This window comes from Streptomyces thermospinosisporus (assembly GCF_039526425.1).
Classification (GTDB): domain Bacteria; phylum Actinomycetota; class Actinomycetes; order Streptomycetales; family Streptomycetaceae; genus Streptomyces; species Streptomyces thermocarboxydovorans.
Genome location: NZ_BAAAIZ010000006.1, coordinates 24725 through 42908 on the forward strand (window position 1 = coordinate 24725; position 18184 = coordinate 42908).

Below are 18184 nucleotides of genomic sequence, written 5' to 3' on the forward strand. Positions count from 1 at the left end.
GCGGGCATGCGGGTCGTCGGGCTGATGTCGGGGACCTCGCACGACGCGGTGGACGCCGCAGCGGCGGACCTGGCCCTCGACGGCGACAGCCTGCTGCTGCGGCCGCTGGGCATGGTGAGCGAGCCGTACCCGGAGGAGCTGCGGAGCGCGCTGGCCGGTGCGCTGCCGCCGGCGGCGACCACGCTGGGCGAGGTGTGCCGGCTCGACACCCGGATCGGTCAGGTCTTCGCGGAGCTGGCCGTCCGGGCCGACCGGGAGCTGTGCGACGGGCGCGCCGAACTCGTCGTCTCGCACGGCCAGACGGTCTTCCACTGGGTCGAGCAGGGCCGGGTGCACGGCACTCTGCAGATCGGGTCGCCCGCCTGGATCGCGGAGGCCACCGGCTGCCCGGTCGTGTCCGACCTGCGCAGCCGCGATGTCGCCGCGGGCGGGCAGGGCGCTCCCCTGGTGAGCATCGTCGACGTGTTGTGGCTGCGCGGCCGGCCCGGAGTGTCCGCCGCGCTGAACCTCGGCGGCATCGCCAACCTCACCGTCGCGGGCGCGGCAGGAGACCCGGTGGCCTTCGACACCGGACCCGCCAACGCCCTCGCCGACGCTGCCGTTCACGCCCTCACCGAGGGCCGGATGGACTACGACGAGGACGGGCTTCTCGCGGCGCGCGGCAGGGTCGACGAGACCCTGCTGCGCAGGCTCCTCGACGAGCCGTACTACGCCGAGCCGCCGCCGAAGACGACCGGCAAGGAGCTGTTCCACTGGCCCTATCTGCGCGATGCGCTGAGCGCCTGCGGTCCGCTCCCCCTGGAGGACGTGGTGGCAACCGTCACCCGGCTCACCGCCCGCACGGTCGCCGACGCGGTCCGCTCGGCCGGGGCCGGAGAGGTCGCCGCCTCAGGAGGCGGCACCCGCAATCCCACCCTGATGGCCATGCTGCGCACCGAGCTGGGCGGCATCCCGCTGCGCACCTCGGACGAGCTGGGGCTGCCGTCGGCCGCCAAGGAGGCGTACGCCTTCGCCGTCCTGGGGTTCCTCACCGTGCACGGGCTCAACGGCACCATCCCGGCGTGCACCGGCGCCCGCCGGCCCAGCATCCTGGGGTCGGTCACACCCGGCCGCCGGGGCCTGCCACGGCCCCGGGCCGCGGCGGAGCAGCCCCGGCGCCTGCGCATCCTGCCGGCCTGAGGCCGCGGCCCGGCGACCCCGGCCGGTTACGATCATGGTGAACCGCGAACTACCAGGGAGACCGATGATCTTCATCACCGCAAAGTTCCGCGTCCGTCCCGAGTACGCCGACCAGTGGCCCGAGATCACCGCCGAGTTCACCACGGCGACCCGGCAGGAGCCGGGCTGTCTGTGGTTCGACTGGTCCCGCAGCGTGGAGGACCCCACGGAGTACGTGCTCGTCGAGGCCTTCCGGGACGACGAGGCCGGGGCGGCCCATGTGCAGTCCGAGCACTTCCGCAAGGCGCAGCAGACGCTGCCGCCCCACCTGGCCGAGACGCCCCGGATCGTCAACACGACCGTCCCGCAGGACGACTGGTCGCTGCTGGGCGAGATGAGCGTCTCCGGCCAGGAGTGACCCCGGGCTCCTCGCCCGAGTCCTCGTGCCGCGGGGTGTCAGTGGTGGTGCCTGCGGAGTCTCAGGTCGGCGACGACCGGGCGGTGGTCCGAGGCGTCGGTCGCGACCGTGCGGGCACCGGCCACGGTCACCCCGGGTGAGACGGTCACCAGGTCGATGCGCTTGACCGGGACGGCGGCCGGGTAGGTGCCGCCGCCGTCGGGGGCCGCGTCCCGCAGCCGCTGCCACAGCGGGGCCAGTTCGGGGGCCGAGGGCTCGGTGTTGAAGTCACCGACCAGGATCTTCGGGCCCCGGTCCTCGGCCAGCACCGCCAGCATGTCCCGCACCTGGGCGGCACGCACCGACGGATCGGACCGGTAGTCCAGGTGCGTCGAGTAGACATGGACCGGGACGCCCCGCACCTTGACCACCACCTCGGCGAATCCGGGCATCGGTTCCGGCACCGGGTCGGGCGTCTGGGTGGAGAGCCGGGTGATCTCGTGGTTCTCGGCGTCCAGCACCGGGTGGCGGCTCAGTATCGCCACGCCGTACTGCCGGCGCTTGCCGCCCTCGCTGGCCGGGTCCAGGTCGTAGATGGGGGCGAAGAAGACCCGCATCCGCAGCTTCTCGGCCAGGGCCCGGGCCTCGTCGACGAAGTCGCTGCGGGCGCCCCAGTGGACGTCGACCTCCTGCAGGCCGATGACGTCGGCGTGCAGATCGCGTACCGCCCGGGCGGTACGGTCGAGGTCGAAGACGTTGTCCTGGCCGGCTCCGGCGCGGATGTTGTAGGTCGCCACCCGCAGCGGGACCTGACGCCCCTTCACTCCGTGGGTGTCCTCCGTTCCTTGGGCGGAGGCCTGTGACGGGGCGGCCGCGGCGAGGGCCAGTGCGGTGACGACGGCCGCGAGAGCACGTCTGGCGCCGGTGGCGCGCCGGGAACTGGGCTGCATGTGCCATCTCCAGGGTCGGCTGCGGACGGACGGAACGAACCTCGCACGCTTGTCGGGTTCCTGACACCGACTCACGCGCACCGGCATTCTGCTCCGCCCGGGGCCCTCTCACTCACGCCTGCCGTGGCGGGAATCGACTGCGGCGCCGGCGCGGGCTCAGAACTTCGGCGTCGGTGCCTGTGACTCGACCAGTTCCGCCGCTTCCTCGGGCGTCTGGACCGAGGGCGGCGAGCCCTCCAGGGGGCGCTGCGCCGTCTCCTTCATGCAGGCGACCGCGATGACGCCGACCAGGGCGGCGGCCATCGAGTAGTACGCCGGCATCATGTCCGAGCCGGTCACGCTGATCAGGGCGGTGATGACCAGCGGGGTGGTGCCGCCGAAGAGCGAGGCGGAGAGGTTGCAGCCGACGGAGAGGGAGCCGTAGCGCACGGCCGTGGGGAACATGGCCGGCAGCGCCGCCGACATGGTGCCCAGGAGGCAGACCAGGGACAGGCCGAGCAGCAGCATGCCGGCCAGGTAGGCGTAGATGCCGAAGTCGAACCACTCCATGGCGTTGCCCGGCGAGGCGGCCTTGACGGCGCGTCTGACCGCCCGCTCGTCCGTCACGGTGATGTCCGACCGGCGCAGCCGCGGATTCCGCCGGCGCCGGACCGGGTGGCGCCTGACCGCGGCGGGATCGGGCGCGCGCTCGGGATCGACGGGGGACGTGGCTGCGTTCCTTTCCGCTGATAGGTCGAACAGTTGAGGCCTGAATGGACCGAAAGGGAACATATCAGCGGATTTGCAGTGATACCCGGAAGCGCGCGGTCGTGTGCGATCAGCCGGCGAGACGGGCGGGGAACCCTCCCGTCGCGACCGGCCCCCAGCGGCGTGGGGTGACGCGGATGAGCGACTTGCCCTGCTCGACCATCGCCTTGCGGTACTCGTCCCAGTCGGGGTGCTCGCCGGAGATGTTGCGGTAGTACTCCACCAGCGGCTCCACGGACTCCGGGACGTCGAGGACCTCGGCCTCACCGTCGACCTGCACCCAGGGGCCGTTCCATTCGTCGGACAGGACGACGAGGCTGACCGCGGGGTCGCGGCGCGCGTTGCGGGTCTTGGCCCGCTCGGGGTAGGTGGACACGACCAGGCGCCCGGCGTCGTCCGCACCGCAGGTCACCGGCGACGCCTGCGGCGAGCCGTCGGAGCGGCGGGTGATGATCAGGGCGCGGTGGCGCGGGCGGACGAACTCGAGCAGGCCGTCGAGGTCGACGCGGGTGTTGGTGGCGATGGGGCGGGGCATGGGCGGCTCGGCCTTCCGTCTTCAGGCGTCGGCGGGGTACCTGACTGTCGGTCGGCCAAGATCCTGCCCCGCCTCCGGGCGAGTGTCACGCCGCACTCCCGCGAGCGGGCTCAGGGGTCCGGCCACGGTCCGTGGATGACCTGCTGCGGGCGCGCCCGTCCCGGGCGGACCGGCCGCCCTCCGCCGGAACGCTTCTGCGGCGCGGCAGATTGCCCTTCGCCGGGCCGGCTTTCAGCGTCCGCCCGTTCTCCGTCGGAACGCTTCTGCGCGCCGGACGGCACTTCGCCGGACCGGTTCTGCTCACCGTCCCGACCGCCGGAACGCTCCCGCGCGGCAGAACGCCCGCCACCGGAATGGTCCTGCGCGTCCGTCCGGTCCGTCCCGGTGTCGTCGGCGGCGGGGGGCGTCTCCTCGCTCTCCCCGCCGCTCTTCCCGCTCTGCTCCGCCGGCGGGCCCGTCACCTCCACGAAGGCGGGGCGCAGCAGTTCGTCGCCGAGGCGGTAGCCGGGGCGGAGGATCTTGCTGCAGATCATCTCGGTGGCGTCCGGATCGGCGTGGAAGGCCGCGGCCTCGTGGCAGGCGGGGTCGAAGGGGTCGCCCACCTCGCCGAACGCCTGCAGGCCCAGCGACCCCGTCCGGTCCCGCAGCGTGTCGGCGATCTCCTTGAGGCCGGGCGTCATCTCCTCGTGCGCGCAGGCGCGGTCGACGGCGTCGAGGACGGGCAGCAGCGCGCGGAGAACGTTGGCCGCCGCCACGGTGCGGACGGCCATGCGGTCGCGGGCCACCCGCTTGCGGTAGTTGTCGTACTCGGCCTTGACCCGTTGCAGGTCGGCCGTTCGCTCCTCCAGCAGCCGCCTCAGCTGGGCGGTGTCCTGGGTCCGCAGCCCGTCCCGGTCCATCGTCAGCTCGCCTCCGACTTGTCGTCGTCGACGATCTCGGCGTCCACCACGTCGTCGTCGCCGCCGGAGTCACCGCCCCCGGAGGTGGAGGAGGTTCCGGTGGCCGCGCCCTCCGGGCGTGCCTGCGCGTACAGGGCCGAGCCGATCTTCTGGGCCGTCTGCGCCACGTGATCGACCGCCTCCCGGATCGTCGCCGTGTCGGCGTTCTCGTCCTTGAGCTTCTCCTTCAGGTCGCCCAGGGCCGCCTCCGTCTCGCTCTTGGCATCGGCGGGGATCTTGCCCTCGTTGTCCTTCAGGAGCTTCTCCGTCTGGTAGACGAGCTGCTCGGCCTGGTTGCGGGTCTCGGCGGCCTCGCGGCGCTTGCGGTCCTCCTCGGCGTGCTGCTCGGCCTCCCGCATCATGCGGTCGATCTCCTCCTTCGGCAGCGCCGAGCCACCGGTCACCGTCATCTTCTGTTCCTTGCCGGTGCCGAGGTCCTTGGCGGAGACGTGCATGATGCCGTTGGCGTCGATGTCGAAGGTGACCTCGATCTGCGGCACGCCGCGCGGCGCCGGCGGGATGCCGGTCAGCTCGAACATGCCGAGCTTCTTGTTGTACGCCGCGATCTCCCGTTCGCCCTGGTAGACCTGGATGGTCACCGACGGCTGGTTGTCCTCGGCGGTGCTGAAGATCTCCGAACGGCGGGTCGGGATCGTGGTGTTGCGCTCGATCAGCTTGGTCATGATGCCGCCCTTGGTCTCGATACCCAGGGACAGCGGGGTGACGTCCAGCAGCAGGACGTCCTTGACCTCGCCCTTGAGCACACCGGCCTGGAGGGAGGCGCCGACGGCGACGACCTCGTCCGGGTTGACGCCCTTGTGCGGCTCCTTGCCGGTCAGCTCGCGCACCAGGTCGGTGACGGCGGGCATCCGCGTGGAGCCGCCCACCAGGACGACGTGATCGATGTCGGACACCTTGATCCCGGCGTCCTTGACCGCGTTGTGGAAGGGGACCTTGCATCGCTCCAGCAGGTCGGCGGTCAGCTGCTGGAACTGGGCACGGGTGAGCTTCTCGTCGAGGTGCAGCGGACCCTCGGCGGAGGCGGTGATGTAGGGCAGGTTGATGGTCGTCTCGGTCGAGCTGGAGAGCTCGATCTTCGCCTTCTCCGCCGCCTCACGCAGCCGCTGCACGGCCATCTTGTCCTTGGACAGGTCGACGCCGTAGTTGTTCTTGAACTGCTTGACCAGGTGGTCGACGATCCGCTGGTCCCAGTCGTCGCCGCCGAGGTGGGTGTCACCGTTGGTGGCCTTCACCTCGATGACGCCCTCGCCCATCTCCAGCAGGGACACGTCGAAGGTGCCGCCGCCGAGGTCGAAGACGAGGACCGTCTGGTCGTTCTCCTTGTCCAGGCCGTACGCCAGGGCGGCGGCCGTCGGCTCGTTGATGATCCGCAGAACGTTCAGCCCCGCGATCTCACCGGCCTCCTTGGTCGCCTGCCGCTGGGTGTCGTCGAAGTAGGCCGGGACGGTGATCACGGCGTCGGTGACCTCCTCGCCCAGGTACGCCTCGGCGTCCCGCTTCAGCTTCTGCAGAACGCGGGCGGAGATCTCCTGTGCGGTGTACCGCTTGCCGTCGATGTCCCCGTGCTCGGGGAACCGCCAGTCGTGATCGCCCATGTGCCGCTTGACCGACCGCGCGGTGCGCTCCACGTTCGTCACGGCCTGCCGCTTGGCGACCTCGCCCACCAGCACCTCGCCGTTCTTGGCGAACGCCACGACCGACGGGGTGGTGCGGGCGCCCTCCGTGTTGGTGATGACGGTGGGCTCGCCGCCTTCCAGGACGGAGACCACCGAGTTCGTCGTACCGAGATCGATACCGACCGAACGGGCCATCTGGACTCTCCTTCCTCGAACATGCCCTGTGCACGTTCTGCGGACCGGTCCTCGGGTCACCTGCCGGGCTCGTATCGGACCGGTCCCGCACGCAGGGGCGGCTCTGCCGGCGGCGCACCGAGGAGGTCGGCCGCGTAGCGGCGGGGCGGGACCGGTGGCCTGCGGCGCGTCTCCCGGTGGGTACGGTCGTAGGCCGCGCGCCGCTCCGGGTCGCGCAGCGTCTCGTAGGCCGCACGGACCTGCCCGAACTCCTCGGCCGTCACGGCGTCCACCCTGGTGTCGGGGCGCAGCTCCCGCACCCGGCGGCGGAACGCGGAGGTGATCGCCTCGACCGTCGCCGAGGGCTCCACCCCCAGCACCGCGTACAGGTCCGGCACGTTCATTCAGGCCACCTCCTGCCCCTGCGCACTGCGACCACGGACCTGGGTTGCCTACGTCAACTGAATAAAACTTGAGTCTCGGCTTGTCAAGGAGGATTGGCCGTCCGGAGGACTATGCTGGTCAGACCTTCTGAACTGCTCCTGCTGTCCGCGGGAGGCGTAATGAAAGTGGAAATGGTCCAGCAGGCCGCGAGCGTCCTGTTCGATGTCCCGGACGAGGTGCACGAGGAGATCATCACGCTGATCGGGGCCGTGGCCGGTGACCGGGAGACCCAGGCCTCGGATCTGGCCGCCGCGTTCGGCGACTGGTGCTGGCTGGTGTACACCCGGCACGGTGATGTGATCGAAGTTCTGGATGTGGGCTGCGCACGATGACATGAGGTGACGGCGCACGGCGGGCCTCGGGCAGAACGGCGCCGCCGCCCCTCCCCCACGCGCTCATCCAGTTCTCCCCCGTGCTCGTCACCCCTTCCTCGTGCCCGTCGCCCGGCCCCGCCCCTGCCCCTGCCCCTGCCCCTGCCCCGCGGGACGCGATCGATCGGCGCCGGTAACGTCAACATCGTTCGGTAGGTTGGCAGTTGAACCCACCGTACGACGAGGAGCGCACCGGATGGCCGAGGGCAGGATCAGAACCGATCAGCCGCACACCGCACGGATCTGGAACTACTGGCTGGGCGGCGAGGACCACTACGAGGTCGACCGGCAGGCGGGCGAGCAGATCCGCGCACTGCACCCCGGCATCGGCGAGTACGCCCGCGCGGACCGCGCCTTCCTCAAGGAGGCGGTCGGCCATCTGGTGACCCGGTGCGGCATACGCCAGTTCCTCGACGTCGGCACCGGTCTGCCCACCGCCGACAACACCCATGAGGTGGCGCAGCGGCTCGCGCCGGAGTCCCGTGTCGTCTACGTGGACAACGACCCGATCGTCCTGGCCCATGCCGAGGGCCTGCTGACCAGCACCCCCGAGGGCCGCACCGACTACCTCGAGGAGGATCTGCGCAACGTCGCCACCATCCTGGAACGGGCCGGGAAGACCCTGGACCTGACCCGGCCGGTGGCCCTGATCCTGCTCGGGGTGGTCATCTTCGTCGAGGACGACGCCGAGGCGTACGGGATCGTCCGCCGGCTGATGGACGCGCTGCCCTCCGGCAGTCATCTGGTGCTCTCCCACACGATCACCCGGCCGGACATGCCCGACGTGGACGCCGCGGTCGAGTTCTGGAACGCCCACGGCACCCCGAAGCTCACCCAGCGCACCCCGGAGGCCGTCGAGCGCTTCTTCGACGGCCTTGAGCTGCTGCCGCCGGGGGTGGTCTCCTGCAATCGCTGGCATGCGACCCCGGTCGACGGCGAACCCCCCGCGGAGGTCGCCATGTTCGGAGGAGTCGGCCGCAAGGCATGACCGGCCCGGTCACCCGCGGACAGAAGCTGACCGCAAGGCTTTCTGCGGTCGGGGCATGACTCAGACGCAGAAGATTCTTGTCACCGGAGCCACCGGAACCGTCGGCCGCCAGGTCGTCTCTGAACTGCTCGCCCGCGGCCACGCGGTGCGCGCCCTCACCCGGGACGCGGCGCGGGCCGACGGCTTCCCGGCCGGCGTCGAGGGTCCAGGGCGACCTGACCGAACCGGAGAGCCTCGCCCCCGCGCTGGAGGGGGTCACCGGCCTCCATCTGATCACCTTCGGCGGCCCCCTACTTCACTCCGCTGGAGACCGGCCCGCGGATCCTGGAACTGGCGCGCGCCGCCGGAGTGCGGCGGATCACGGTGCTGCACGGTGGCGGGCCGACTCCGCTGGAGAACGCGGTGCGCGCGGACGAGGGTGCGGACTGGACGGTCCTGATGCCGGTGGAGTTCATGGCCAACGCCCTGGAGTGGGCGGACTCCGTGGCGAGCTCGGACGAGGTCCGCGAGCCGTTCGTGGCACGGCTGAGCGCCATGGTCCACGAGGGCGACATCGGCGCGGTCGCGGCGGTCGCGCTCACCGAGGAGGGACACGGCCGCCAGGAGTATGTGATCACCGGCCCGGAGGTGCTGACCGTCGGCGACAAGGTGAGGACCATCGCCGCCGCGCGCGGCCGGGACATCACCGTGGTCGCTCTGACCGAGGAGGAGGCCGTGGCGCCGTGGCGGGCGTCCGGCCACCCCGAGGACGTGATCGGCTTCCTGCTGGAGGCCTACGGGCACACGCCCGAGGTGGGGCGCACGGTGACCGGCACGGTCGAGAAGGTCACCGGCCGGCCCGCCCGCAGCTTCGCCCAGTGGGCGGCCGAGCACGCGGACGCCTTCCGGGCACGCCCCGCCGCCACGGGGTGAGCTACCAGCCCTGAGGGGCGGCTGACGGGACGGCCGCCGAGCATTCCGGTGGGCGGCAGAAGCGGACCCCGCCGCACGGGCGGGGTCCGGCCGTCGTCAGGAGGCGCGGGTGAACACCCGGTCCCCGGAGGCGGCCTTCTCGGAGGCGCAGGCCTTCTTCTCCTCGGCGGTCATCTTGCGGGACTTGACCATCACCGCGCTGCGCTTGCCGTCGGTGCCGTTGGGCGCGGGGCTGGTGATGACGTCGTCCACGAACCAGTAGTAGTGGTCCCACTTCCGGTCCTCGTAGTGCGTCTGCCAGGTACCGGATATGCGCTGCATGACCTGGGCGCGGGAGATCCAGCCCACCTCGCCCGGCGCCACGGTCACCGTGGCGGTGCTGGTCTCCGTGTGGCTGCTCTGCCAGGTGTAGTTGTACGTCGCGGTCAGGCTGGCGCTGATGATGCCCTCGAGGCCGCCGCTCACCGTGACCGAGCCCCCGACCGAGTGGCTGGAGCCCACGGTGTCGGCCCAGCTCAGGGTCTGGGAGGCGGGTGAGGAGGAGCAGTTGTAGAGCAGGTCGGACACCTGGCGGGCTTCGCCGAGGAAGGCCTCGCCGATCTTCGGGTCGTTGAAGGTGCACTGGCCCTCGCTGGAGGCGCAGTCGGCGAGGATCTGCTCCCTGGTGGGCTGGTCGTCGTCGGCTGCGGCGGGCACGGCGGTCGCGGCGACCGTGCCGAGCACGGCGGCCGTCAGTGCCATGGCACGACCGCCGTGGCGCAGCAAGCGATTCACTGTCATCTGTTCGTTGTTGCCTTTCACCTACGTGGGGGAGCGGTGACACCAGGGCCAGGTGGTGCTGATGGGACTGGAGTCACCGTCCTGTGCTCCTGAGGCTCACGTAAACCGCGGGGGAGCTACACCAAGGAAAGGCAAAGTTGTAGTTGATCAGCGAACTGACGAACAGTCAATGCTTGCCAGATACAAGGGAATTGGCGAGGGAGAGAAGGATTCATTTGACGGGGCGTCACCGAACAGGCTCCCGACCGTGACAACAGACCCGCCGTGCGCCGCCCCGGTCGGGCGAGCGGCGCACGACGGGCTCCGGTTCTGCGGCACATGCGTCAGGCGGACGGCGAGAGTGGGGCGCGCGCCGGCTCCTGGAGATGCGCCTGTTGCATCAGAGGGGGGTCGGTCAGTTCATGGGCTCGAGGGTGATACGTGCCTCCTGCGGGTTTCCGTCGTGCACCAGGGACTCGTGGTTGCCCACGTCGTCGAAGGCGAAGGCATAGGCCTTGCCGTCGGCCATGTGGGCGTGGATGGCGCGGGCATAGTGGTTGGTGACGCCGTCCTTGTAGAAGGCGCCGGCGTCCGGGTCGGGCTGGTTGGGGTTGACCAGCAGGGTGGTGCGGTTGAAGCCGGCGCAGAGGGTGCGCGAGATGGGCCCGCGCACTTGGTCGTTGGGCGCGACGAGCTTGCCGTGACAGCCGAACACCGAGGAGGCGTCGGGTTTCTGGAAGCTGGTGACGACGGCGCCCGACCCGTCGGTGAAGTTCATGACGCCTCCGGAGACGCGCCCGTAGTACTTGGTGCCGGGCCGGTCGGCGAACGGGGTCACCGTGAGGGTCTCGGTGGAGTACTTCTGCCAGACGCGGTTGATGTAGTCGTCCATGACGGAGGCCGGGAGCGCGCCGGTCTCCAGCCCGTACAGCGGTGACAGGGCCCTCAGGACGGTGCCGTCGGACCTGGTCTGGATCAGGTTGCCCCAGCCGCCGGGCTGGGCGCGCAGGGTGTTGAGGACACCCTGGTAGCCGCCGGGCTTGAGCCGGCCGGTGGTCGCGGTGCTGCCGTCGCCCCGCTGGACACCGACGCTGTAGGGCGCCGAGAACATGTCCACCTGGGTGCTGTTGAGCCACAGCCCGCTGTCATTGAGCGTGTACTCGGACCAGTTGAACAGGATGTCGCGGTTGGGGTCGGAGGGGTTCTGCACGGCAGGCTGCACCAGTCCGCCGGTGGCCAGCTTGAACGCCAGCTTCTGGCCGTACGAGAAGTACACACGGCCCGAGAACCCCGGCAGGCGGATCGTCACCGTCTGCCCGGGCGCCGGCCCCGGGATCGAGGCGTCGGGTGCGGGCGTCGGCGGGTTGCCGCCCGCGGGCCAGGGACGGAAGGTGCCGTTCGCATCGGCCCAGCCCTGACGGCCGGACGCGAGGTCGGTGCCGAGGTTGTACACGTACAGGGGCTCGGCGCGGCCGGAGTTGTTGGTGATCTTCAGCGGGATGGTCGCCGGGACGGCGGCCTCGGCGGTGGCCGGGGTTCCGGCCGCCAGGAGGGAGCCGGCGAGGAGCGCGGCAAGGGCCGGTCCCGCTGCGGCGGCCCTTCGTTCGAGGACGCGTCTGATGAGTCGAAGCATGCTCCGTCTCCGTTTCGGTGATGGCCGATATGGGGCCTTGAGAGCGCTCTCAGAGTCCCGCCGTGTTGTGCACCTGTCAACGGTTCAGGAAGCAACCGTCACACGGGAGAGGGGGTGCGACCCGGGCCGGCTTCCGACCGGTTCGTCCGGGAGTTCCTGACCCATCCGGAGGACGTCCCGGAGGATGAACTGTGGCGCCGTACGGCCGCAGGCGTGCGCCCGGTCCGGGCGCCGCACCCCCGCTGAGCCCTTGTCAGCGGGCGGCAGTCGGCGGGGCGTCGCGTTCGTGAGGGGGGCCGCGCCGCTCGCCCGGGGCCGCCGGCGGCGACGAGCGGCCCTCGTGATCGCGGAGCAGAGTAAGAACCATGAACCGTCACCGACGCCCACCCCGGCGCGCCCCCTGGATCGCGGGGGGCGCCGTCGTGCTCGCCCTGGGGGGCGTCGGCGTGTGGGCCCTGGTGTCCCAGGACGGCGACGGGGCGCGGCCGGAGCCGACCTCCACGACCGACATCGCCCTGCCCTCGCTCGATCCGCTGCCGACCTGGACGGTCGGCCCGGAGGAGACGCGCACCAGGCGCCCGAGCCCGACGGACTCGCGGTCGGCCCGGCCGACGCCCACGGACCGCACCTCCCGGCCGTCCCCGACCGGCCGGCGCCCCACGTCCACCTCCCGCACACAGGAGCAGGCCCCGCCGAGCGGCCGGCCGACCGCCGGGGCACGGACACCGCGGCAGCAACCGCCGGGTACCCGGGACGCGGGCACGGCTCCGTCCCGGCCGTCCGCCGCCACTCGTCGGCCCACCGCGCCCGGTGGTACGCGGCGGCCGGCCCGGCCCAGCGACCGCCCGGCCGCCACAGGCGCATCCCGGCGGCCGGTGACACCCAGCAAACGGGCCTCGGCCACCGCCCGTACCCCTCAGGCTCCGCCGAGTCGCCCGGCGACCACCGCCCCGGGTCGGCGGACGAGTCCCCCGGGCAAGCCGCCGGCTCCCGGCCGCACGCCGACCGACACCGACGCATCGCCCGGTCGCACCCTCAAGCCGACCGCGAAGCCGGTGAAGCCCGAGAAGCCGACCGCGGAGCCCGGGACACCGACCGCGAAGCCCCCGGAGCCCGGGACACCGACCGCGAAGCCCCCGAAGCCCGGGACACCGACCGCGAAGCCGGACCGGTCCCCGGGGCGCACCCCCTCGGCCCGGCCTTCCCGGCCCACGGCCGCGGTGACCACGCCTCCGCACCGGCCGCGCCCCTCGGCCACTCCCGCGCTGCCGGTGGCACCGAGCCCCGGTGACCGCCCGCCCGCCGTGACCACCACCTGGTACACCTCCGCCGCGGCCACGGCTGCCGCCCGGCGGATGGCCGGGAACGCGGTGGTCGGCGACCCGGTGTGCTCGCTGGCCTCGGTGGGCGGGGTGGATCCCCGGCTGGTCCCGCACGGCGGCCGCGTCGGGATCGGGGAGCACGGCGGGTACTGGTGCCTCATCTGGTAGGCCGGACGCCTGCCGAGCAGCCGGGAGCCGGCGGCGGGGAGTGCGGTTGCGCCGTTAGGGCCTGTCTTTCGGATCTTGTCGCTTCCGGTGGCGGTGCTCTTTCAGCCGGCCCGAGCGGGGTCTGGTGCGTGCAGCTGCAAGGCGGAGGAGGGGGGCGACACGTTGGGGGTCCCTTCCGCGCGAGCGCAGCCGAGCGTGGGGGAGTCGCCAACCGACGACAACGCCGCAGATGCGCGTGCCGGACCCCGCGACCCGCGGCAAGATCCGAAAGACAGGCCCTTAGGCGACGTCGTGGATGACGAGTTTGAACTCGGCGAGTGTCAGCCGCCGGGGGCCCGAGTCGTTGTGGGTGACGCGCAGGGCCAGGGGGGTGCCGGGGTCGACGAAGATGCCGTGGCTCTTCACGTAGTACTGGCCGCCGGGCGTGGGCCTGCGATGCTCGGTGGCCGTCGTGTCCTCGGGGTCGGCGGTCAGGCCCAGCGGGTCGCGGACGAACTGGTCGCGCAGCTCGGTGTAGCCGCCCGCCTCCCACTGGAGCATCGCGTACAGGTGTCCCCAGCCCGGCTTGGACGGCCATATCAGTCCGCTGCGGTCGTCGTTCGCCCAGTCGTCCACCACGCGGCCGTCGGGCTGTTCGGCCTGGTGCATCCCGAAGCGGTCGTACGGCTCCGCCGACCCGAACGGGAATCTGACGATCTGGTAGGCCGTGCCGGGCCGGATCAGCTGGGGAGTGTCGGCCTTCAGGGAGCAGACGTGGACGCCGGAATCAGCGTTCGCGTTCGTTTGCATGAGGCAAGGCTGCCCGGCTGCGGCGGTCGCGATGCCGCCCGCTCACTCCTTCCCCTCTCTCACTCCCCCTCACTCCCTCCCTCGTCCATCGGCACGCAGATGACCGGCACCGGCGACAGGTGGAGCAGCTTGTGGGGTGTCGAACCGAGCAGGGCGCCGCGGACCGGGCCCTCCCCCCAGCTGCCCACCACGATGAAGCGGGCGCCGTGGCGCAGGGCGGCGTCCAGCAGGGCCTGGGCCGGTTTCTCGTCGAGCACCTCCATGGTCGTCGGAACGCCCGCGCCCTCGGCCACGCCGGCCGCATGGTCGAGCACCTTGCGGCCGGCCTCGTGCAGGGCCTCCAGATGGGTGCGGTACTCCTCCCCCAGCGCGCCCGGCGCGGCGGCGCCGTAGACCAGCACCAGGGGCTCGTGGAGCGCGGCCGCCAGCTCGATCGCGACGTGCAGGGCGCGGACGGCGGCGGGGGACTCGTCGTAGCCGAGGACCAGGGACATTTCAGGACTCCTTGAGGTGGACGAGTTCCGGGTCGGCGACCGTGGGGCGTTCCGACCAGAAGACCGGTGACACGAACCGCATGACGATCATGAGGACGACTCCGGCGAGGGAGATGCCGATGCCGATGACCAGGGGCGGGCCGAGGCCGAACCAGGAGACCCCGCTGTAGGAGTTCGCCGGGTCGGCCATGTCGATGACCGACTCCACCAGCAGCCAGGTGAGCAGTCCGGCGCCCACCACCGGTCCGACGCCGATCAGGAAGAACTGCTTGACGCTCTCGGTGAGATGGCGGCGGTAGAAGACGGCGCAGGCCAGTCCGGTGAGGGCGTAGTAGAAGGCGATCAGCAGCGACAGGGCGGTGAGCGAGTCGAACAGGGCGTTCTCGCTGATCTGGGCGACGACCACGTACCAGACGATGGCGATGGCGGCCACCCACCAGGTGCTGACGTCCGGGGTGCGGAACCGCGGGTGGATGCGCGCGAAGTGATGGGGCAGTGCGTGCCTGCGGGCCATGGACAGGGCGGTGCGGGAGGCGGGGATGATCGTGGTCTGGGTGGAGGCGATCGCGGAGGTGGAGACGGCGAGCAGGACGATCCAGTCCCAGTTGCCCATCGCCTCGTCGGCGAGCAGGGAGAAGATGAACTCCTCCTCCTCGGCGTTCTCGGTGAGGAAGGCGGTGCCCGCGTAGGCGACCACGGCGATGGCGACCGACAGGTAGGTCACCAGCAGCACGACGGTCGACCAGACGCCGGCCTTGCCGGGGGCGCTGACGGAGTTCTCGGTCTCCTCGGTCAGATTGACCGCCGACTCCCAGCCCCAGTAGATGAACACGCCAAGGAGCAGCGCGCCCGTCAGTGAGGCGCCTCCGGCGCCGAAGGGGTTCAGCCACTCGATCGACGGTTCGGTGGATCCCAGGGAGCCGGTGCCGGCGTACACGCGGTACAGGGCGACCACGGCGAAGATCAGCAGGCAGACCACCTGGGCCAGGATGAGCACGTTCTGCACCCGGGCGGAGACCTCGGTGCCGATCACGCACACGGCCGTCATCACGATGATCAGCAGCACGGCGAGTGCCTGCCGGACCGTCTCGTTCTCCACCCAGCTGTCCAGGCCGACCGCGAGCAGGGCGAAGGTGACGGCGACGTCGGCCAGTGAGCCGACGACCAGGACGCCGGTCATGGTGATGGCCCAGCCGCCGAGCCAGCCCGCCCAGGGGCCCATGGCGCGGGTGACCCAGGAGAAGGTGGTGCCGCAGTCCTGGTCGACGCGGTTGAGGTAGTAGAACGCCGAGGCGATCAGCAGCATCGGGACGAACGACGCCAGCATCACGCCCGGGGCGTAGACCCCGACGAGCACCGCGATGGGGCCGACGACGGCGGCCAGGGAGTAGGCCGGGGACGTCGCGTTGAGCCCGATGACGAGTGCGTCGAGGAACCCGATCGCGTCGGGCTTCAGTCCCTCCGGCCGGTCCGCCTCCGCCGTCGCGTTCGTCATGCGCCCTCACTTCGGTCGTGCGTCGGGATGAATCCAACCGGCCGGGCAGGGACTTTCCGCGTCGGGAGTGCCGTTGCGCGCCGTGTGTCACCCGAGTGCACGCACCGTTCCTGAGCGCCGGGAGCGGGTGAGGTGGTGCGGCGGCCGAGTTGCCGTGGCGGGACGATGCGAGAAGGTGAGTGCGGGGCGGTGGTGAAGGGAGGACGTCATGGACCCCGATGCCGTGGACGACTCGCTCATACTGGACGCGCTGTTCGGCAATTCGCCCCAGGGGGTGTACGTCCTCGACTCCGAGCACCGGGTCCTGAGGTACAACGCCGCCGGGCGCGGGGTGCGGAACCTCCCGCCCGAGGACATCATCGGGCACACCATCGAAGAGTTCGCCCCCGAGTTCGCGCCGGACAAGATCAAAGGGCTGGTGGACGAGGCCCTCTCGACCGGGCGCCCACTGCGGAACCGTCTGGTGCGGGGGCGTGCGCCGTCGGACCCGGAGCACACCATGACCGTGGAGATATCGCTGTTCCCGGTGCGCGACCCGCGGGACGGCACGACGGCCGTGGTGGCGGTGCTGGAGGACGTGAGCGAGCGGGAGGCGGCGGCCGAACGGCTCGCGGTCCTGGGCCGGGTGCACCGCACCGTCGGGTCGACCCTGGACATCGACAGGACGGCCGAGGAGCTGGTGACGGCGCTGGTGCCGGACTTCGCGGACGCGGCCGGTGTCGATCTGATCGACGAGCCGCCCGCCGGGTGGGGGCGCCGCGAGCCGGGTCCGGTGCCGTCGGACACACCGCTGCGGCGCGTCGCGTACGCTCCCGCGACCGCCCCGCGCACGCTGCGCGAGAAGGGCGACAGCAAAGCCTTCCCCTACCCCACCCCGTACACCCAGGCGCTGGCCGACGCCGAGGCCCGGCTGGTCCAGGTGGAGCCGGGCATGTCGTGGCTGGGTGCCGATCCCGACGGGCTCGCGCCGCTGGTGGAGACCGGGGTGCACTCCATGATCGTGGCCCCGCTGGTGGCCCAGGAAGCGGTGCTGGGGCTGCTGTCCCTGTACCGGCACCGCTCCAAACCGTTCAACGAAAAGGATCTGGAGGTGGCCCGGCAGGCCGCGTCCGCCGGGGCCGCCCATCTGGCCAACGCGCGCAGCTACCGGCGGGAGCACATGGTGGCCTCCGCGCTGCAGCGCAGGCTGCAGCCGGGCACGCTGCCGCAGCTCTCCGCCGCCGAGACCTCCCATGTGTATCTGCCGGAGAGCGCCGGCGGCGACTGGTACGACGTGATCCCGCTGTCCGGCGCGCGGGTCGCCCTGGTCGTCGGCGACGTCAACGGACACGGCATCGAGGCGGCGGCCACGATGGGGCAGCTGCGGCTCTCCCTGCGCGCCCTGGCCCTGCGGGACCTGGAGCCCGACGAGCTGCTCACCCATCTGGACGAGGTCGCCTCCCTGCTCGACCCGCCCTCGCCGACCTGCGGTGCCCATGTGGCGACCTGCGCGATCGCCGTCTACGACCCGGTGTCCCGGCTGTGCACGGCGGTGCGCGCGGGACATCCCGCCCCCGTGATCGTCGACCCGGACGGCGCGCCCCTGGAGCTTGACGTGCCGGAGGGGCCCCCGCTCGGCGAGGGCGGGGGGCGCGCCTACACGCCCGCCTCCGTGACCCTGGCCTCGGGCAGTGTCCTCGCCCTCTACACCAACGGTCTGGTCACCAGCCGGGACGGGGCGTGCGAGGACGCCCGGCAGGTCCTGGCGCGGGTCCTCGCCTCCACCACGCTGCCGCTGCGGGAACTGTGCGACGCGGCCGTGTACCGTCTGGCGCCGTCCCGCGAGGACGATGCGGTGCTGCTGGTGGCCCGTACCCAGGAGCTGCCGGACGAGCGTGTCGCGGACTGGACGCTGCCCGCCGACCCGTCCGTCGTCGGCACCGCCCGCCGGCTCGTGGAGCAGCAGCTCCAGGCCTGGGACCTGGGCGAGCAGGCATACACCACCGAGCTGGTCGCCAGCGAGCTCGTCACCAACGCCGTCCGCTACGGCAAAGGGCCGATCCGGCTGCGGCTGATCCACGACACCGGCCGGCTGCTGACCGAGGTCACCGATGCCAGCAACGCCAGCCCGTACATCCGGCAGGCGCGCGAGAGCGACGAGGGCGGCCGGGGCCTGTTCATCGTGATGCAGGTCTGCTCCCGCTGGGGAGTCCGCCACAGCCGCCGGGACAAGACCATCTGGGCCGAGCAGCGCCTGTGAGCGCGCACCGGCACCGGGCGCTCCCCGTCAGGAG

17 protein-coding genes and 2 pseudogenes are annotated in these 18184 nt (G+C 71.7%); 7 read left to right on the forward strand and 12 right to left on the reverse strand.

Annotated elements, in window-relative coordinates; all coding sequences use genetic code 11:
- Positions 1-6: 6 nt before the first annotated feature.
- A complete protein-coding gene (locus ABD207_RS02485; protein WP_344009708.1) occupies positions 7-1179 on the forward strand; it encodes an anhydro-N-acetylmuramic acid kinase in 1173 nt (390 codons plus the stop codon).
- Between the two features lie 64 nt (positions 1180-1243).
- Entirely contained in the window at positions 1244-1576 is a 333-nt protein-coding gene (locus ABD207_RS02490) for a putative quinol monooxygenase (protein WP_344006383.1), read from the forward strand.
- A gap of 38 nt (positions 1577-1614) precedes the next feature.
- Here the strand turns inward: ABD207_RS02490 and ABD207_RS02495 are convergent, their stop codons facing one another.
- From ABD207_RS02495 to ABD207_RS02520, 6 genes and pseudogenes are all read right to left on the reverse strand, one after another.
- Positions 1615-2505, reverse strand: a complete 891-nt coding sequence (locus ABD207_RS02495; protein ID WP_344009710.1) for an endonuclease/exonuclease/phosphatase family protein — start codon at positions 2503-2505, stop codon at positions 1615-1617.
- 156 nt (positions 2506-2661) lie between these two features.
- Positions 2662-3018, reverse strand: a pseudogene (locus ABD207_RS02500) (MFS transporter); the annotation flags it as partial.
- 304 nt (positions 3019-3322) lie between these two features.
- Positions 3323-3787 (reverse strand): PPOX class F420-dependent oxidoreductase, encoded by a 465-nt coding sequence (locus ABD207_RS02505; protein WP_344009711.1) that lies wholly within the window; start codon positions 3785-3787, stop codon positions 3323-3325.
- Between the two features lie 110 nt (positions 3788-3897).
- Positions 3898-4686 (reverse strand): nucleotide exchange factor GrpE, encoded by a 789-nt coding sequence (gene grpE, locus ABD207_RS02510; RefSeq protein ID WP_344009712.1) that lies wholly within the window; start codon positions 4684-4686, stop codon positions 3898-3900.
- Between the two features lie 2 nt (positions 4687-4688).
- Positions 4689-6557, reverse strand: coding sequence for a molecular chaperone DnaK (gene dnaK, locus ABD207_RS02515; RefSeq protein ID WP_344009713.1), 1869 nt, complete (start codon positions 6555-6557; stop codon positions 4689-4691).
- A 56-nt stretch (positions 6558-6613) separates the two neighbouring features.
- Positions 6614-6940 carry a J domain-containing protein gene (locus tag ABD207_RS02520; protein ID WP_344006373.1) on the reverse strand — a complete coding sequence of 109 codons (327 nt, stop codon included), beginning with the start codon at positions 6938-6940 and terminating at the stop codon, positions 6614-6616.
- 159 nt (positions 6941-7099) lie between these two features.
- On the opposite strand from ABD207_RS02520, the gene ABD207_RS02525 reads away from it, so the two are divergent.
- The 3 genes and pseudogenes from ABD207_RS02525 to ABD207_RS02535 all read left to right on the forward strand — a co-directional run bounded on the left by ABD207_RS02525 (position 7100) and on the right by ABD207_RS02535 (position 9251).
- Positions 7100-7312, forward strand: a complete 213-nt coding sequence (locus tag ABD207_RS02525) for a hypothetical protein (protein WP_344009714.1) — start codon at positions 7100-7102, stop codon at positions 7310-7312.
- A gap of 235 nt (positions 7313-7547) precedes the next feature.
- On the forward strand, positions 7548-8339 hold the full coding sequence (locus ABD207_RS02530) for an SAM-dependent methyltransferase (protein ID WP_344009715.1): 792 nt from the start codon (positions 7548-7550) through the stop codon (positions 8337-8339).
- A gap of 55 nt (positions 8340-8394) precedes the next feature.
- Positions 8395-9251 (forward strand): annotated as a pseudogene (locus ABD207_RS02535) (NAD(P)H-binding protein).
- A 96-nt stretch (positions 9252-9347) separates the two neighbouring features.
- Here the strand turns inward: ABD207_RS02535 and ABD207_RS02540 are convergent.
- From ABD207_RS02540 to ABD207_RS02550, 3 genes are all read right to left on the reverse strand, one after another.
- On the reverse strand, positions 9348-9992 hold the full coding sequence (locus ABD207_RS02540) for a hypothetical protein (protein ID WP_344009716.1): 645 nt from the start codon (positions 9990-9992) through the stop codon (positions 9348-9350).
- 433 nt (positions 9993-10425) lie between these two features.
- Positions 10426-11643 (reverse strand): glycoside hydrolase family 64 protein, encoded by a 1218-nt coding sequence (locus ABD207_RS02545; RefSeq protein WP_425580612.1) that lies wholly within the window; start codon positions 11641-11643, stop codon positions 10426-10428.
- A gap of 373 nt (positions 11644-12016) precedes the next feature.
- Positions 12017-12304 carry a hypothetical protein gene (locus ABD207_RS02550; RefSeq protein ID WP_344009718.1) on the reverse strand — a complete coding sequence of 96 codons (288 nt, stop codon included), beginning with the start codon at positions 12302-12304 and terminating at the stop codon, positions 12017-12019.
- Between the two features lie 559 nt (positions 12305-12863).
- Between ABD207_RS02550 and ABD207_RS02555 the strand changes: the two genes are divergently transcribed.
- On the forward strand, positions 12864-13133 hold the full coding sequence (locus tag ABD207_RS02555) for a hypothetical protein (RefSeq protein WP_344009719.1): 270 nt from the start codon (positions 12864-12866) through the stop codon (positions 13131-13133).
- Between the two features lie 279 nt (positions 13134-13412).
- Here the strand turns inward: ABD207_RS02555 and ABD207_RS02560 are convergent, their stop codons facing one another.
- The 3 genes from ABD207_RS02560 to ABD207_RS02570 are packed head-to-tail and all read right to left on the reverse strand — an operon-like array spanning position 13413 to position 15911.
- The gene (locus tag ABD207_RS02560; protein ID WP_344009720.1) at positions 13413-13922 is read right to left on the reverse strand and encodes a hypothetical protein; all 510 of its coding nucleotides are present in this window, start codon (positions 13920-13922) and stop codon (positions 13413-13415) included.
- A 59-nt stretch (positions 13923-13981) separates the two neighbouring features.
- Positions 13982-14416, reverse strand: coding sequence for a universal stress protein (locus ABD207_RS02565; protein WP_344009722.1), 435 nt, complete (start codon positions 14414-14416; stop codon positions 13982-13984).
- A 1-nt stretch (position 14417) separates the two neighbouring features.
- A complete protein-coding gene (locus tag ABD207_RS02570; RefSeq protein WP_344009724.1) occupies positions 14418-15911 on the reverse strand; it encodes an APC family permease in 1494 nt (497 codons plus the stop codon).
- A 208-nt stretch (positions 15912-16119) separates the two neighbouring features.
- Between ABD207_RS02570 and ABD207_RS02575 the strand changes: the two genes are divergently transcribed.
- Entirely contained in the window at positions 16120-18150 is a 2031-nt protein-coding gene (locus ABD207_RS02575) for an ATP-binding SpoIIE family protein phosphatase (protein ID WP_344009726.1), read from the forward strand.
- The last annotated feature ends 34 nt before the right edge of the window (positions 18151-18184 follow it).

Excerpts from the sequence above, each read along its gene's own strand:
- ABD207_RS02485 (WP_344009708.1), top strand. The coding sequence starts at position 7 with ATGCGGGTCGTCGGGCTGATGTCGGGGACCTCGCACGACGCGGTGGAC.
- ABD207_RS02490 (WP_344006383.1), top strand. The coding sequence starts at position 1,244 with ATGATCTTCATCACCGCAAAGTTCCGCGTCCGTCCCGAGTACGCCGAC.
- ABD207_RS02495 (WP_344009710.1), bottom strand. The coding sequence starts at position 2,505 with ATGCAGCCCAGTTCCCGGCGCGCCACCGGCGCCAGACGTGCTCTCGCG.
- ABD207_RS02505 (WP_344009711.1), bottom strand. The coding sequence starts at position 3,787 with ATGCCCCGCCCCATCGCCACCAACACCCGCGTCGACCTCGACGGCCTG.
- grpE (WP_344009712.1), bottom strand. The coding sequence starts at position 4,686 with ATGGACCGGGACGGGCTGCGGACCCAGGACACCGCCCAGCTGAGGCGG.
- dnaK (WP_344009713.1), bottom strand. The coding sequence starts at position 6,557 with ATGGCCCGTTCGGTCGGTATCGATCTCGGTACGACGAACTCGGTGGTC.
- ABD207_RS02520 (WP_344006373.1), bottom strand. The coding sequence starts at position 6,940 with ATGAACGTGCCGGACCTGTACGCGGTGCTGGGGGTGGAGCCCTCGGCG.
- ABD207_RS02525 (WP_344009714.1), top strand. The coding sequence starts at position 7,100 with ATGAAAGTGGAAATGGTCCAGCAGGCCGCGAGCGTCCTGTTCGATGTC.
- ABD207_RS02530 (WP_344009715.1), top strand. The coding sequence starts at position 7,548 with ATGGCCGAGGGCAGGATCAGAACCGATCAGCCGCACACCGCACGGATC.
- ABD207_RS02540 (WP_344009716.1), bottom strand. The coding sequence starts at position 9,992 with ATGGCACTGACGGCCGCCGTGCTCGGCACGGTCGCCGCGACCGCCGTG.
- ABD207_RS02545 (WP_425580612.1), bottom strand. The coding sequence starts at position 11,643 with ATGCTTCGACTCATCAGACGCGTCCTCGAACGAAGGGCCGCCGCAGCG.
- ABD207_RS02560 (WP_344009720.1), bottom strand. The coding sequence starts at position 13,922 with ATGCAAACGAACGCGAACGCTGATTCCGGCGTCCACGTCTGCTCCCTG.
- ABD207_RS02565 (WP_344009722.1), bottom strand. The coding sequence starts at position 14,416 with ATGTCCCTGGTCCTCGGCTACGACGAGTCCCCCGCCGCCGTCCGCGCC.
- ABD207_RS02570 (WP_344009724.1), bottom strand. The coding sequence starts at position 15,911 with ATGACGAACGCGACGGCGGAGGCGGACCGGCCGGAGGGACTGAAGCCC.
- ABD207_RS02575 (WP_344009726.1), top strand. The coding sequence starts at position 16,120 with ATGGACCCCGATGCCGTGGACGACTCGCTCATACTGGACGCGCTGTTC.